The organism is Candidatus Margulisiibacteriota bacterium (assembly GCA_041650855.1).
Taxonomy (GTDB): domain Bacteria; phylum Margulisbacteria; class WOR-1; order O2-12-FULL-45-9; family XYB2-FULL-48-7; genus JALOPZ01.
In genome coordinates this window covers 155,490-170,273 of the sequence record JBAZKJ010000002.1, presented here as the reverse complement: position 1 = coordinate 170,273, position 14,784 = coordinate 155,490, and the positions used below count along the sequence as shown (strand labels likewise).

The window sequence follows — 14,784 nt, the reverse complement described above, 5'->3', positions numbered from 1 at the left end:
TTATGGCAACCGTCAAGAAAAACGCTAATGGCAATAATAAGATCCTCCTGCCGTTCGAAAAACCGCTGGAGGAACTCTACGACAAGCTGGCCAAACTCCGCGCGATCCAGGATTCAGGGAAGATGGAGATGACGGCGGAGATCAGCCTGTTGGAGAAGCGGATCGAGACCGCGCGCGCCAAGCTCTTTGCCAACCTCCACCCGACCCAGATCGTCCAAGTCGCCCGGCACATCATGCGCCCGACCATGCTCGATTACGTCGGCCTGATCTGCGAGGACTTCGTCGAACTGCACGGCGACCGGAACTATGCCGACGACCCGGCGCTGGTGACCGGGATCGCCAATTTCAACGGCCGCTCCGTCGTTGTCATCGGCCACCAGAAGGGCCACTCCACTAAAGATAACATCACCCGGCGCTTTGGCATGGCCAATCCCGAGGGGTACCGCAAGGCGCTCCGGATCATGCGGTTGGCCGAGCGTTACGGTAAACCGATCATCTCGCTCGTCGACACGCCGGGCGCTTATCCCGGCATCGGCGCCGAAGAGCGCGGCCAGGCCGAAGCGATCGCCAAGAACTTGCGGGAAATGGCGGAGCTAACGGTGCCGTTCGTGACGGTCATCACCGGCGAAGGCGGCTCCGGCGGCGCGCTCGGGATCGCCATGGGGAACCGGGTGCTGATGCTGGAGTTCGCGATCTACGCCGTCATCTCCGCCGAGGGGTGCGCCTCGATCCTCTTCAACGACGCCAAACGCGCCCCCGAAGTGGCGGTGGCGATGAAGATCACCGCCAAAGACCTTTTAGAACTGGGGGTCATTGACGAGATCGTCAAGGAGCCGGTCGGCGGCACCCACAACGACCACCAATTAGCCGCCAAGAACCTGAAAGCAGCGATCATTAAGCACCTTGACCCGCTCCTCTCCCTCTCCCACCGCGAACTAATAGCCGACCGCTACAATAAATACCGGAAACTCGGGATCTTCAACGAAGGTTAGATCTTCAGCGAGAAGCGGTGCGTGGCGCCGAGGTCGCCGGCGGAGAGATAGGCGTAATCGAAACCGACCCGGCTCAGTAACAGGCCGAAACCCAAACTGACTTTCCCCGAATCGTAACCGCAGCGCGGATAAAGCATCCCGTTAATGTCCAGCTCCACCCCCGCCCTGGTCCGCAGCCCGTAGTCGGTGGCATAGCAGAGATCGAGCGCCGGCCGGCAGTAAGCGAATTTGGCGGCGATCCCAAGCGTTAGGGAGCGGCTGATCTCGCCGGTGAACTGGCCGAGCAGGTTCGTCGCCGCCAGGCCGACGGTCAGGTTCCGCTCCGGCAGCCGCCAGAGCAGCCCGGCGTCAACGCCGTAACCGACCGCGTCGGACGAGCCGAGGTATTCGCCGAACAATTTGAGGCCGAGCCCCCAGGCGAACAACGGGGAGACGTTCTTACCGAAACCGCAGCGGTAACTGAGCGCCCCCGAGCTGAAACTCCCCCCGGTCCCGCCCGGCTGGGCCAGCGTCGTTTCGTTGATCCGGCCGTAATCGAGATAGGCGGCGGCAAAAGCGCAACCGGGAGCGGCCAAAGAGAGCGCGCCGTAGCGGGTATCCACGAACCAGTTGGTGTACATCGACTGGAGCTCCGGCTTTTGCAGGGTCGCCAGCCCGGCCGGGTTGAAAAAGAGGGCGCTGCCGTCGTCGGCCACGGCGACAAAGGCGTTGCCGAGCGCCAAAGGCCTCGCCCCCAGGCCGAGGCCGAGGAACGCGCCCGAGGTCGTGCCGGCGTTGTCCGCGGCAAAGAGCGCGGTTGCCGATAAGAGCAAGATCAAGCCGATCGTTAGGTTTCTCATAGTATCGCGATCTTCCCGGTCCGTTTATTCGTCCCCTGGTTTATCACGTAAAAATAGATGCCGCGGGCGACCTGTTGGCCGGCGGCGGTGGTCCCGTCCCAGCACCAGGAATTCTCGCCGGCCGCGGCCTGCGACTTCACCTTATCGCCGTTAACATTATAGATGCTGATCGTCTCGCTCCCGTTCAGGCCGGAAAAGTAAACCCCGCTGCCGGTCCCCGGCTGGAACGGGTTCGGATAGATGAGGATGCTGTTGAGCGTGCCGGTGACGTCGAAAACGGCGTGGGTCGACAGGTGGTAGGTTTGATAGGAAAGAGCATTGCTGGTCCGGGCGGTCACCGTAAAAGCCCCGTCGAGCCAGACGCCGGAAACCGGGTCCCAGTAATACGGCAGCGGGTTCACCCCGGCGCTCGGGATCTTCAGGGTAACGGTGATCGGCAAGGTGAACGTCGTCACGGTGGAAGAGAAATTGACCGCCTGGCCGAACAGGTCGGCGCCGATCGGGTAAGGTTTGAGGGCCGACGGATCGGCCACGACTTCGGCCGTCACCACCGGCGCGGTAGAAGAACAGCCGACCGGAAAGACGATCGACGCGCCGCTGACCGGGTCGGAATAAGTGACCGCCTCCAGCGTGATGGCGAAATTGGTCGCGTCGCTCTCCAGACCGAGCGCGTTGACCGCCTTCAGGGCGAACGCGTTCGTTCCGGCGGCCAGGGTGAGCGATCGCCACCAGGTCGTGGCGGTCGGGTAAGCGACCCCTTCGCTCGTTCCGTTAACCAGGATCAGCGTCGAATCGGCGCTCTTGGTCCCGGTCAGCGTCAGCGCCGCCACGTTGGTCGGCGAAGTGTAGCGGTCAACGGTCGGCGCCGGCGGCGAACCAGACTCGGTCACCGCCTTGAGCGCGTTGATCCGGCCGTAGCCGTAATAATCGTCGCGCCCCGCCCCCCCCAGGTCGTCGGCGGTCAACATCAGTTGGTGGCCGATCATGTCGCCCGACCAGGAAGGATGCTGCGACTGGACCAGAGCGGCTAGCCCGGCGGCGAACGGCGTCGCCATCGAAGTTCCCGCTTCATAAGTATAGGAGTTAACGATGAAACAGCTGTAGATGTTGTTGGTCGGCGGGTTCGTGGCGGTGCCGCCCGGCGCGCAGAGGTCGACGCTCGAGTTGTAATTGGAAAAAGAGGAGTGCGTATCGAGCTTGGTCACCGCGGCGACGCCGACCACGTCGGTGTAACCGGCCGGATAATTCATTGTCGGGTCGCCGTCGTTGCCGGCCGCGGCGAAGATCGCGCACCCCTTGCCGATCGCGTAAGCGACCGCCGTCCGGGTGGTATTGTCCGGCACGTCGACGCCGAGGCTCAGGTTGATGACCTTTGCCCCGTTATTGGCGGCGTAGTAGAGCGCGTCGTTCAAGTCGGCGACGTTCCCGTCGCCGTTCTCGTTCAGGATGCGCAGGTTCATCACCCGGCTCCCCCAGGAGACGCCGGCGACGCCGACGCCGTTATTGGTCGTCGCCGCCGCGATGCCGGCGACGTGGGTCCCGTGGCCGAACAGGTCGTTCGGATCGTTATCCCCTTCGTAAAAATCCCAGCCGGTGATGTCGTCGATGTAGCCGTTGCCGTCGTCGTCGATCCCGTTGGCCGGGATCTCGTTCTTGTTGTCCCACGCCTGGCCGACCAGGTCGGTGTGAGTTTTATCGATCCCCGAATCAACGATCGCGATCACCGCTTCGGCGGTCCCCCGCTGGATATCCCACGCCTGGTCCGCCTTGATCTGCGGCAATCCCCACTGCAGCGAGTAAGCCGGGTCGTTCGGCGTGGTGGCGAAAGCGCGGACAATGTAGTTCGGGTGGGCGTATTCAACGCGGGGATCGTTCTGATAGGCCGCCAGTAATTTGCCGACCGGAACGTCGGCCGAAAGCTGTTGAACCCCCAGCGAGAGCGCTTTGGCCTTGATCCCGGACGCGGCGTAGCCCGGCTTGAACTTGACCAAAACCTCGCCGGCCACGACGTCGACCGTGCGGCCGAGCCTGGGGTCAAAGTATTTTTCGATCTTCAGGGGTTTGGCCGCAGCCGCGGTCGCGATAAACAGGACGGCAAACAGTAAAAAGAACGATTTTTTCATGACCGAGCAGTATCATAGCGCAATTTTCTTGAATTGTCTGCCAAGTTATGAGAAAATGAATTTGTGCCCAGGTGGCGGAACTGGCAGACGCACCAGCTTCAGGAGCTGGCGGGGTCAAACTCGTGGAGGTTCAAATCCTCTCCTGGGCATTTTCCCTTTACAGCGAACCAGCGCTGATGTTGGGCGGCTTGGAGGCGACGATAGTTGCCGAGGGCTAAAAATTACTCTCCCCGCTCTTGCACAAACCCTATTCTTCTTTTTGGTTTTTCTTCGATCGCTACGATCCGCTTGATCTCAGCAACGACTTGAAGAATTGCCGTATCATGCCCATCAACTCTGCTTTCGAGCTCCTTGAACTTATCGGCCAGTTCTTTATGTAGGGCCAATGTCTGCCTGAATCGAACAAATGCGCGCATAATCTGAATATTGACCTGGACAGCTCTTTCGCTGTTTAGAATGGAGGAAAGCATAGCTATGCCCTGTTCGGTAAAAGCATAAGATAAATAGCGGCGGCCGCCATAACTTGAGGTGACATTTTGGCACTTCAAGTTCTCCTCTTTCACAAGCTGGAACATGAAATCACCAGGAAACCTGCTCGTATTTCTTTTAACCTGCCTTTTCAGGTATTTTGTTTCAACTCCGTAAAGGTTAGCCAGGTCATAGTCAAGCATTACCTTCTGTCCCCGAATCTCGTAAATCTTACTTTCTATCCCTTCGATCGCCATCATTTTGTTCATTATTTGCTCCCCTATTTACCCATAGCAATCTCATTGCCACGAAGAAAGAGAGGATAACTGTAGCGATTTTCGACACCTTGCGTCCTAAACAATGGTTAGGTATAATTAAAAAGCTCGTCGTGCCGCTGTGGTGGAATTGGCAGACGCGCCTGACTCAAAATCAGGTGGGGTTAACCCCCGTGCCGGTTCAATTCCGGCCAGCGGCATATTTCTCTGTTGACATTTTCGCGCTGTCATAGTAATATGTAGAAGTAATCGATTGAACGGCCCCATATTTTTAATCGTTTTTTGCAGAAAGTTGATCCGAATTGACAAAAACACCCGACAGCCTAATAAAAAATCCCAAAAAAACAAAAACAAAACAGTTTCGAGTTTCGTATTTCGAGTTTCGAATTTGGACCTAGGAGGAAAAGATGGACATCGTCGAGTTAGAAGGTAAAACAATGCCGGACCTGTACGGGATCGCGAAGGACCTGAACATCCCGAACCTGAGGCAGTTGAAGAAGCACGACCTCATTTTCAAGATCCTGGAGGCCCAGACCGAAAAGAACGGCTTTCTCTTCACCAAGGGGGTGCTGGAGATCCTGCCGGAGGGCTACGGTTTCCTGCGGACCGGCGGTTACCTGCCGAGCCGCGAAGACGTCTACGTCTCCCAGACGCAGATCCGCCGCTTCGACATGGAGAACGGCGACTACGTCACCGGCCAGGTCCGCCCGCCCAAAGAAGGCGAAAAATATTACAGCCTGCTGAAGATCGAAGCGATCAACGGGGTCAATCCGGAAGAGGCGCGCCAGCGGGTTTCGTTCCATAATTTAACGCCGATCTTCCCCAACCGGCACTTTGTCCTGGAGCACCCCGGCTGTCCCATGGCCTCGCGGCTGATCGACATGGTCTCGCCGATCGGCGCCGGCCAGCGCGCCATGGTCGTCTCGCCGCCGAAAGCGGGTAAAACGACCGTGCTGAAGAACATCGCCAACAGCATCACCGCCAATTATCCCGAAGTGCTGATCAAGGTCCTGCTGGTCGACGAGCGGCCGGAAGAGGTCACCGACATGCAGCGCTCCGTCAAAGGGGAAGTCGTTGCTTCGACGTTCGACGAGCCGCCGGAGGACCATATCCGGATCGCCGAGCTCCTGCTCGAATCGACCAAGCGGATCGTGGAAGGCGGCAAAGACGTCGTGATCCTGCTCGACTCGATCACCCGCCTCGCCCGCGCCTACAACCTGGTCTGCCCGCCGTCGGGCCGCACCCTCTCGGGCGGTCTCGATCCGACCTCGCTCCACCGGCCGAAACGGTTCTTCGGCGCGGCGCGCAATATCGAGGAAGGCGGCAGCTTGACGATCATCGCCACCGCGCTGGTCGACACCGGCTCCCGGATGGACGACATCATTTACGAAGAGTTCAAGGGGACCGGCAACATGGAGCTCCACCTGAACCGGAAACTGGCCGACCGCCGCGTTTTCCCGGCGATCGACGTCCGCCTCTCCGGCACCCGGCGCGAAGATCTGTTAATGGACGACAAAGAGCTGAAAAAGATCTGGCTGCTGCGCAAGGTGATGGATAATTACGAGACGGTGGAAGCGACCGAACAGCTGATCGAGCGGCTCAAGACTTTCAAGACCAACAAGCAGTTCTTCGAATCGGCCGACGTCAAGTAGTCGGTTCCGCCGCCAGGTAGCTGAGCGGCGCGGCCGTCATGATCACCCCTTCCAGGGCGACCCTGGTGTCGGCATGCGTCCGGCCGGTGATCAGCGCGAACAGGAACTCCCTGACCGCCAGCGCGTCCGCCATTTTCAGCGCCTGCTCGATCACCGCGAATTTCCCCCACTCCGCCAGATGGATGTTGGTCAGGACGTAATTGATCTCCCGCCGGAACGCTTCGTCCATGCTCAGGTTGTCGACCCCCAGCAAGGTCAAAACGATGGCGGCCAGCGGGTCGCGCGAGATCTCGCCGCACGAACCGACCCCGATCCCCTTCCCGCGGGCGACCGCGACGATCTTCGCCAGGCTGCTCAGGACGACGGGCGAGAGCCAGTCATACTGCTTGCCGGTCATCATCATTTTCCGTTCGGCGAAGCCGAGCAGGTCGCGGGTCAGGTCGTTGCCGCCGATGCTGAAATAAGCAACTTCCTCGGCTAACCGCTCCAGGTTGGCGATCGCCGCCGCCGTCTCGATCATCGCCCCCAGCTCGATCGTTCTGGCGACCGGCCCGCCGATCTGTTTCCGGGCGATCAGGTCGTTCTGCGTCTCGGCAATGATCATTTTGATCCGCTGGACCTCGTCCGGGCTGCTGACCATCGGCACGATCAGCCGGACTTTTTTGCCGTTCAATTCGTTCTGGCCGCCGCGCAGCAGCCGGTCCTGCGCGATCAGGATCGCCTTGATCTGGTCGGTCAGGATCGACCGCCCGTTCTCGGTATTAAGGAGAAAATCGAGGCTGTATTGCCGCGGCGCCGCGCCGGTTTCTTTAGCGATAAAATCGGGGACCTTGTCGCCGGCCAGGTCGAACAGCCGGATATTGATCACGGACGCTTTCCGGATCGCGTCCTTAAAGACCCGGACCAGGGTCTGGATCGAGGGGCGCCCTTCGGCATATAACCCTTCGGTCCGGAACAGGCCGACTTCCTGCCCGGCGATCTTTTCCAGGTCGTGCCGGTCCTTGATGTTGATCTGCAGCGACGGCAATCTCTGCCCGTCCAGGCTCAGGTAAGGTTTGGCGTGCTCTTTGAAAAGGCGGGACAGCTGTTGATATCCCCGCCGGCGGAAATCGAGGGCGCTCACGGTCGCGTCGGTCGGGTCGACGATCACCTGGCCGGTCCGGGAGTCGACGGAGACCCGGCAGCCGGCTTCGATCTTGCGCAGCGGTTCCGGGATCACGACGAGCGGGATGCCGTTGTTGTGGGCGAAGATAAAAGGATGATTGATCGGGCCGAGCTGGTCGCTGCTCAGGATAAAACCTTTGGCGCCGGCGGCGTAGTAGCTGACGATCTCCCGCCAGGAGAGGTTGTCGGCGACGTGGACCACCCCTTCCGCGTTCGGTTCGCCGTTGTAGGCCTGCAGGTGAAAGATCAGCCGGGAGAGCAAGTCGGCGTAATCGGCCAGGAAAGCTTGCTGCCGCTGAAAAAAATTCCAGGAGCCGTTAAGTTCGCCATCAAGCTCTTCGAGCGTTTGGTATTTATCGTTGCCGACCACTCCGTCCCGCGAGAGCTGCCTGATCCGCTCCCGGAGCGCCTGCGCGTTGGCTTCCACCGTTTCTTTCCCCCTGGTCAATCCGGCCAGTTGGTCGGACATTACCCGGTGGAGCGCCCCTTCCGGATTAAGCAGGTCGCTTTTGACCAGCTCTTCCGCCTTGTCGATCACCTCTTTGGCGATGCAGGCGAAAGTCTCGCCTTTTGCCACTTCCGCTTCGGGAGCGAAACGAACGGTCAACCGGGCGATCCGTTCGAGCTGGTGGGGCAATTCCGCCGCGTCGAGCTTCCGTTCGACAATGGCCAGGTTCTGGCTCCTGAGATGGACCCGGACCGCGACGTTATTGATGATGGAAAAAACGCCGTTCCCCACCCCCCGGATCAGGTGGTTGGGCCGGCAGATCTTTCTGACCGTTTCCATGGTAACTTTTCGTCATTTTACTGACAAAATTTCATGATATAATGGCGCCATGTTCACCCCACGGGAAGTCGAAACCATCGTCAAAGGGTCACGGGTCACGGGCCGCGGGTCGATCATTAAAGGGATCTCGACCGATAGCCGGACAGTGAAAAAAGGCGAACTGTTCATCCCCCTGGTCGGCCCTAAGTTCGACGGCCGTAAGTTCATCCCGGCGGTCCTGAAAAAAGGGGCCCTGGCGCTCAAGACGGCCGACGGCTTAGCCGCTTTGCAAACGCTCGCGGCCTATCATCGCGCTAAATTCCGGCTCCCGGTGATCGGCATCACCGGCAGCGTCGGCAAGACGACGACCCGGGAGATGATCGCTTCCATCCTGGCGCAAAAATATCCGGTGCTGCAGAACGAAGCGAACTACAACAACGAGATCGGCGTCCCGCTCACCCTGCTCCGGTTGACGAAAAAGCACCGGGCCGCCGTGATCGAAATGGGGATGCAGGGGCTGGGCGAGATCAAGCTGCTGGCCGGGATCGCCCGGCCGACCGTCGCCGTCGTCACCAACATCGGCGAGTCGCACCTGGGAAGGCTGGGCAGCCGCCGGAATATCGCCAAAGCCAAGGCCGAGATCTTTGCGTTCTTAAAAAAAGGCGATCGCGCGGTCATTAACCAGGACGATGAGTTCGCGGAGCATTTAAAGTCAAAAGTAAAAAGTCAAAAGTCAAAAATAATGACTTTTGGATTGCTGGAAAAAGCGGACGTCACGACCAAAGAGCTGGCGGGGATCAAGCTGCCGCTGCCGGGCGAGCACAATATTTACAACGCGCTGGCGGCGATCGCGGTCGCCCGGCTCTTGCGCGTTGACCGGCCGGCGATCAGGCGCGGCCTGGAGCGGGTCCGGCCCGCTGCGCACCGGATGGCCGTCATCAACCTGCCCGACCGGACCAAGATCATCGACGACACTTACAACGCCAGCCCCCGGTCGATGACGGCGGCCCTCCGGGTCCTGGCGGCGCTCGACGGCCGCAAGATCGCGGTCCTCGGCGACATGCTGGAGCTCGGCCGGCAGTCCCGGCCCGCCCACCGGCGGATCATCGCCCTCGCCCGGCGGCTCAAGGTCGACAAGATCTTCACTTTCGGCCGCCTTTGGCCGGCGGCGACCGGGCCGGAAAAAACGCACCGGCCGCTGATAAGAAAGTTGCGGAAATTTATCCGGCCGCGTGATATAATCCTCGTCAAGGGTTCGCGGGGAACGCGCTTGGAAACGGTGGTCGCGGCCTTAAGTTAACGTGCCGAGGTGGCGGAATTGGCAGACGCACCAGCTTGAGGGGCTGGCGCCCTCAAAAGCGTAGGAGTTCGAGTCTCCTCCTCGGCAAATCTAAATTGACGCGCGCAAGATTGTTGATTATCATTACGATTGAATGAAGGGAGGAGCAGTGACTATCCAGTTTCCTCAGCTCGAGCAAACCGAGCCGCGCCTGTCGACGGATAGTACTAACTTGCGGGACCACGACAGCTCCTTCGCGGAAAAACTGCAGCGCGAACAAGCCCGCCTCGGCCTCCTCTTCTCGCCTTTCGCCCAGCTCGGCTCGCTTTTTGCCCCGGCGCTCAGCCTCGGCTTTAAGCCCGAAGATTTCGCCCAGGCGATCACCTCCGGCCAAACGGCGGAAAACTACCGCGCCGCCAGCCGGGAACCCTCGGCCACCGCTCAGCAGGCCGCGTCCGGCAGCGAGACCGTCAGCGTCCCGCTCTTTGAATCGCTGCCGCCCGTCTCTTTCAACCGGCAGCAGCTGCAGGAACTGCTCACCGCCACCAACTGGCTCCTGCCGAACCTGCAAGCCCAACCGTCGTTCTTCCAGGCCTCGCAAAACGGCGCGCTGCGGGCGAATTTCGACCTGCAAGCGCTGATCGACCAGCTGGTCAAACAGGTCAACATGGTCAAGAGCAAGGGGAAGGTGGAGTTCTCTCTCACCCTGGAGCCGGCCGAGCTCGGCCGGCTGGTGCTGACGCTGACTTCCCACGCCGGGCTGATCAGCGTCGATATTCAGGCGCTGAGCGGCACGAAAAAGGCGCTCGACCTCCGGCGCGGCGAGCTGGAACGCGCGCTGGCCAAGGCCCATGTCCATTTCGACGAGATCAAGATCAGGGAGGTAGAAAACAATGCTTGATGTCATGACGCAGGCGAAGAACGCGATCGAAGCTTACAACACGGCGCTCAAGATCAGCTCCTCCAACCTGGCCAACATGAACGTTCCCGGCTATAAAAAGCTCAACGTTTCCTTCCAATCGGTGTTCGAGCAGGTGCTCACCCAGGGGACGGCGGCCGGCCTGACCCAGGGCGGGACCAATCCGAAACAGCTCGGCCAGGGGATGTCGATCGCCGGGACCAGCATCGACTTCGCCAACGGCGAGACGACCTCCGGCAGCGCGATCGACCTGGCAATTGCCGGCGGCGGCCTCTTTATCGTCTCCCCCGACGGCGGCGCTTCCCAGCTCTACACCCGCAACGGCAACTTCGAAGTGGACGCGGCCGGCAACCTGACCAGCAACGGGATGCAGGTCTACGGTTTCGACAGCTCCGGCAACCTGGTCCCGATCGTCGGCCTCCCTTCCGGCCAGAAGACCGATTACAAATGGCAGGACGACGGCACCCTGCTCTACTCGCCCGACAGCGGGACCACCTTTACCACGACCGGCTACCGGATCGCGCTGACCCACTTCGCCAATCCCGGCGGGTTGGTCCAGGCGCAGGGGACGGCTTTTGCGGCGACCCTCGCTTCCGGTAACGCGGCTTCCGCGGAAAGCCCGGGGGGCGTGGCCGGCATCATTAAGCCCGGCCAGGTCGAGCAGTCCAACGTCAATTACCTGAGCGAAAGCATTTACTCGCTGGAACTGCAGCGCGCCCTGAGCGGCAACCTGAGCATGGTCCGGTTGGCTTCCGACCTGATCTCCAGCGTCATCACGAAACTGACATAATAAACCGTGGCGGATAAGACACCAAACAAGCCGGAAATAGCGTCGCAAAAAAGGGTCATTAAACTGACCCCGGCGATCGGCGATTGGACCACCTACCGGCCGCCCAAGGTCCTGATCAAGCGGGTCAAGAGCGGCCTGTACGGTTTTGACCGGCTCTCGCGCGAGGACCTCGCGCTCGGCCTGAAGGTCCATTACAATTTCGTTTCCCGCCTGCTCGACCGGCTCAAGGTCGAGCTGGGGATCGGCGTGGAATTCCTCTCCTGCCAGGCGGAACAGACCACCTACCTCAATTTTCTCCGCTCGCTGGCCGGCCAGGTCGTGCAGTGCCAGCTAAACCTGGCGGAGATCAACGACGGCATCCAGCTGTTCTGCGGCCTGGAGATCGCCAATTCCCTGATCAACCACGCGCTCGGCAGCCACGACACCGAGGCGCTGAACCGCGCCCTGACCGAAGCGGAAAAAGAGGTCTTCACCGCGGCCCTGACGGAATACCTGGCGGAGTACCGGACGGCCTTCCTGTCGGCGATCTCCGAGCCCTCTTTCCGCCTGGTCAGCGCCCCGGAGATCACGCTCGACCAGTCGGTCAATCCTTCGGCCGCCTTCATCGCTTTCACCGCCGAGGTGATCTTGAACGATAACCAGCCCGCCCGGATCGTCTTCGGTTATCCGGGGAGCGCGCTCAAGACGCTCCTCCGCGCCTACAAGGAAAAAGAGGCGGAGCAGCCGCTCAATTTCGGCCGCCTGCCGGCCGCCCTGCTCAACCGGCTGGCGATCAAGGTGGAAGGCTTGCTCGGCTTCACCGCCCTGCACACCTCGGAGCTCCACCGGCTGGAAGTCGGCGACGTCGTCTCTTTAGATACTCCGATCAACGCGCCGGTCACCCTGGTGATCGGCCGCAAGCTGAAACTGCCCGGCCAGCCCGGCACCCGGAACAAAAAGAAGAGCGTCCGGATCGCCGCGCTCGGCGAGAACGCGGCGGTGGAGCTCACTCCGCCGTTCGCCCCGGCCGAAGAGGTCAAAGCGCCGCCGCCGGCCCCGGTCAAGCCGCCGCCCGCGCCGGCCCAACCCGCCCCCGAGCTGCCGTCCGAAGACATCTTCGCGGAGGAACCGCTGGCGGACGACGATTTCAGCGCCGCAGACCTGGAACTGGAAGATTTTAATCTGGACTCGGAAACAAAGGAGGCATGATCCATGGAAGTCAAGAACGTTAAATTCCCGGAAGCGCAGGAAGGGGACAAAGGTGATCGGGTCGAGACCCGGGTGCTGGGCGATATCCCGGTCCAGGTCACGGTGGAGCTCGGCGCCACCGAGCTATCCCTCAAAGACGTGCTCGACCTGGCGGAAGGCTCGATCATCGAGCTGAACCGGCTGGCCGGCGAGCCGCTCGACCTGAAGGTCGGCGGACAGCTCGTCGCCCAGGGCGAGGTCGTCGCGGTCGACGATTTTTACGGCCTGCGCATCACCAACGTGGTCATGAAATGACGACCGAGGCTCTTGTCTTATCCAGTTCGCCGATCATGACGGTCGGCTACCTGATGCAGGTCATCCTGTCGCTGGCGATCGTCCTGGGGCTGATCTTCGTGATCGCCCGCTACCTGCTCCCCCGGCTCAAGGTCGCGCCGGGCGGCAAACTGATCCAGGTCGCCGACCGGGTCATGCTCGAGCCGCAGCTTACCGCTTACGTCCTCAAGGTCAAGGGGAAGTCCTGGCTTGTCGTCGCCGGCAGCAAGGGGGTCGCTGCGGTCGGGGAAGTGGAGGCCGAATGATCCTGCTGGCCGCCCCGCTTGCCGCCACCGTCAACCTGAACGCGATCATGCAATCGCCGCAGTTCTCGAACAGCGTGCAGCTGCTGGTGGCGCTGTCGGTGATCTCGCTCATCCCGTTCTTCCTGATCTCGGTCACCTCGTTCCTCCGGATCATCATTGTTTTCGCCCTGCTGCGCACCGCCATCGGCACGCAGGCGGTGCCGCCCAACTCGGTCCTGGTCGGCCTCGCCCTCTTCATGACGGTCTTCATCATGTCGCCGGTCTGGCAGGAGGTCAACAAGACCGCGATCGTCCCCTACAACGAGGGGAAGATCTCGCAGATGAAGGCGCTGGAGATCGGCATGAAACCGGTCGCCACTTTCATGCTCAAGCAGACCCGGGAAAAAGACCTGGCGCTGTTCGTCCAGTTCGCCAAGATCCCGCCGCCCAAGAGCGCCGAACAGGTCCCCTACTACGTCCTGATCCCGTCGTTTATGATCTCGGAGCTCAAGACCGGTTTCCAGATCGGCTTCCTCCTGTTCATCCCGTTCATCATCATCGACCTGGTGGTGGCCAACATCCTGCTCTCGCTCGGCATGTTCATGCTCTCGCCGGTCATGGTCTCCCTGCCGTTCAAGATCCTCCTCTTCGTCCTGGTCGACGGGTGGAACCTGATCGCCCGCGGCCTGATGCTTAGCTTTCTGCGATGAACCAGGATTACGTCGTCCAAATCCTGTTCCAGGCGGTCAGCCTGACCATCCTGATCTCGGCGCCGGCGGTCGGCATCGGCCTGCTGGTCGGTTTCACGATCAGTTTGTTCCAGGCGATCACCCAGATCCAGGAGCAGACGCTGACCTTCGTCCCCAAGGTCGTCTCCGTCCTGCTGACCGTGGCCTTTACCTCTCCCTGGATCATCTCGCTGATGATCGACTTTACCAACACGCTCTGGAGCGCGATCCCCGCCATGGCCCGCTAAGCGATGGTCCTGTCGCTCGCCCAGCTCGAGGTCTTCTTTTTCATCCTGGGGCGGATCGGCGGGGTCTTTATCCAGGCGCCGCTCTTCAACTCGCGCAGCTTCTTCGCTTCGGCCAAGGTCGCGCTGGTCGTCTGGATCGCTCTCCTCCTCTGGTTCGTCACGCCGGTCACGCCGGTCCTGCCGACCACGCCGGTCGGTTTCGTCCTGGCCCTGGTGGCGGAAGTGGCGGTCGGCTTCCTGATCGGTTTCGTCGCCAATATCCTGTTCGTCGCCCTCCAGTCCGCCGGGGAAATGATCGACCTGCAAATGGGGCTATCCGTCGCGCAGGCGCTCGATCCGGTCTTCGGCGCCGTTATCTCGATCATCGGCCGGTTGACCTTCTTCGTCTCCCTGATCGTCTTTATCACGCTCGACGGCCACCATCTCCTCCTCGCCGCCCTGCACCAGAGTTTTTCCCTGCTGCCGGCCGGCCAGATCGCCAATTTTGCCACCCCGGCCATCCCCGAGCAGCTAGCCGGGTTGGCCGCCACGCTCTGGCTGACGGCGATCAAGATCGCGGCGCCGATCGTTTTGCTCATTTTCCTGTCGGACTTCACCTTCGGCATCGTCTCCCGGGTGGCGCCGCAGGTCAACGTCTTCATGCTCGGTTTCCAGGTCAAGCCGATCCTCGGCCTGTTCGGGCTTTCCCTCCTGGCCCCGTTCATTGTAAAATACATCAGCAAGCTGATCGAGGTCATCGGTTACGAAGTGCTCAAGCTGCTGGTGGCCATCAAGTAAAAAACAAGGAGTTGACGCG

The 14,784-nt window shown here is 60.8% G+C and carries 15 protein-coding genes and 3 tRNA genes; 14 read left to right on the top strand and 4 right to left on the bottom strand.

Annotation, left to right across the window (positions count from 1 at the left end):
- Window positions 1-2: 2 nt before the first annotated feature.
- Window positions 3-992, top strand: a complete 990-nt coding sequence (locus WC529_05490) for an acetyl-CoA carboxylase carboxyltransferase subunit alpha (protein MFA5113727.1) — start codon at window positions 3-5, stop codon at window positions 990-992.
- Here the strand turns inward: WC529_05490 and WC529_05485 are convergent.
- Window positions 989-1,831 (bottom strand): UPF0164 family protein, encoded by an 843-nt coding sequence (locus WC529_05485; protein MFA5113726.1) that lies wholly within the window; start codon window positions 1,829-1,831, stop codon window positions 989-991. The two genes, WC529_05490 and WC529_05485, sit on opposite strands and share 4 nt — an antisense overlap.
- Window positions 1,828-3,954: a S8 family serine peptidase gene (locus tag WC529_05480; protein ID MFA5113725.1), complete on the bottom strand. Its 2,127-nt coding sequence runs from the start codon at window positions 3,952-3,954 to the stop codon at window positions 1,828-1,830. Before WC529_05480 ends, WC529_05485 begins: the two co-directional genes overlap by 4 nt.
- 65 nt (window positions 3,955-4,019) lie before the next feature.
- Here WC529_05480 and WC529_05475 point away from each other — a divergent pair.
- A tRNA-Leu gene (locus tag WC529_05475) sits at window positions 4,020-4,103 on the top strand.
- Window positions 4,104-4,175: 72 nt separating this feature from the next.
- On the opposite strand, the gene WC529_05470 is transcribed toward WC529_05475, so the two are convergent.
- Window positions 4,176-4,682, bottom strand: coding sequence for an ORF6N domain-containing protein (locus tag WC529_05470; protein ID MFA5113724.1), 507 nt, complete (start codon window positions 4,680-4,682; stop codon window positions 4,176-4,178).
- A gap of 130 nt (window positions 4,683-4,812) precedes the next feature.
- Here WC529_05470 and WC529_05465 point away from each other — a divergent pair.
- Window positions 4,813-4,897, top strand: a tRNA-Leu gene (locus tag WC529_05465).
- Window positions 4,898-5,104: 207 nt separating this feature from the next.
- A complete protein-coding gene (gene rho, locus WC529_05460; protein ID MFA5113723.1) occupies window positions 5,105-6,349 on the top strand; it encodes a transcription termination factor Rho in 1,245 nt (414 codons plus the stop codon).
- On the opposite strand, the gene WC529_05455 is transcribed toward rho, so the two are convergent.
- Window positions 6,342-8,300, bottom strand: coding sequence for a putative PEP-binding protein (locus WC529_05455; GenBank protein MFA5113722.1), 1,959 nt, complete (start codon window positions 8,298-8,300; stop codon window positions 6,342-6,344). The genes rho and WC529_05455 overlap by 8 nt on opposite strands.
- A 49-nt stretch (window positions 8,301-8,349) precedes the next feature.
- On the opposite strand from WC529_05455, the gene murF reads away from it, so the two are divergent.
- From murF to fliR, 10 genes are all read left to right on the top strand, one after another.
- Complete coding sequence (murF, locus tag WC529_05450) at window positions 8,350-9,579, top strand: UDP-N-acetylmuramoyl-tripeptide--D-alanyl-D-alanine ligase (GenBank protein MFA5113721.1); 1,230 nt, start codon at window positions 8,350-8,352, stop codon at window positions 9,577-9,579.
- A 3-nt stretch (window positions 9,580-9,582) separates the two neighbouring features.
- Window positions 9,583-9,666: transfer RNA gene (locus tag WC529_05445), tRNA-Leu, on the top strand.
- Between the two features lie 46 nt (window positions 9,667-9,712).
- Complete coding sequence (locus WC529_05440; GenBank protein ID MFA5113720.1) at window positions 9,713-10,459, top strand: flagellar hook-length control protein FliK; 747 nt, start codon at window positions 9,713-9,715, stop codon at window positions 10,457-10,459.
- Complete coding sequence (locus tag WC529_05435; protein MFA5113719.1) at window positions 10,452-11,267, top strand: flagellar hook basal-body protein; 816 nt, start codon at window positions 10,452-10,454, stop codon at window positions 11,265-11,267. Before WC529_05440 ends, WC529_05435 begins: the two co-directional genes overlap by 8 nt.
- 6 nt (window positions 11,268-11,273) lie before the next feature.
- Complete coding sequence (locus WC529_05430) at window positions 11,274-12,455, top strand: FliM/FliN family flagellar motor switch protein (GenBank protein MFA5113718.1); 1,182 nt, start codon at window positions 11,274-11,276, stop codon at window positions 12,453-12,455.
- Between the two features lie 3 nt (window positions 12,456-12,458).
- The gene (gene fliN, locus WC529_05425) at window positions 12,459-12,749 is read left to right on the top strand and encodes a flagellar motor switch protein FliN (protein MFA5113717.1); all 291 of its coding nucleotides are present in this window, start codon (window positions 12,459-12,461) and stop codon (window positions 12,747-12,749) included.
- Window positions 12,746-13,033, top strand: coding sequence for a hypothetical protein (locus tag WC529_05420; GenBank protein ID MFA5113716.1), 288 nt, complete (start codon window positions 12,746-12,748; stop codon window positions 13,031-13,033). The genes fliN and WC529_05420 overlap by 4 nt, the downstream gene beginning before the upstream one ends.
- On the top strand, window positions 13,030-13,722 hold the full coding sequence (fliP, locus tag WC529_05415) for a flagellar type III secretion system pore protein FliP (GenBank protein ID MFA5113715.1): 693 nt from the start codon (window positions 13,030-13,032) through the stop codon (window positions 13,720-13,722). The genes WC529_05420 and fliP overlap by 4 nt, the downstream gene beginning before the upstream one ends.
- The gene (fliQ, locus tag WC529_05410; GenBank protein MFA5113714.1) at window positions 13,719-13,988 is read left to right on the top strand and encodes a flagellar biosynthesis protein FliQ; all 270 of its coding nucleotides are present in this window, start codon (window positions 13,719-13,721) and stop codon (window positions 13,986-13,988) included. Before fliP ends, fliQ begins: the two co-directional genes overlap by 4 nt.
- 3 nt (window positions 13,989-13,991) lie before the next feature.
- Window positions 13,992-14,765 (top strand): flagellar biosynthetic protein FliR, encoded by a 774-nt coding sequence (fliR, locus tag WC529_05405; protein MFA5113713.1) that lies wholly within the window; start codon window positions 13,992-13,994, stop codon window positions 14,763-14,765.
- Window positions 14,766-14,784 lie beyond the last annotated feature (19 nt).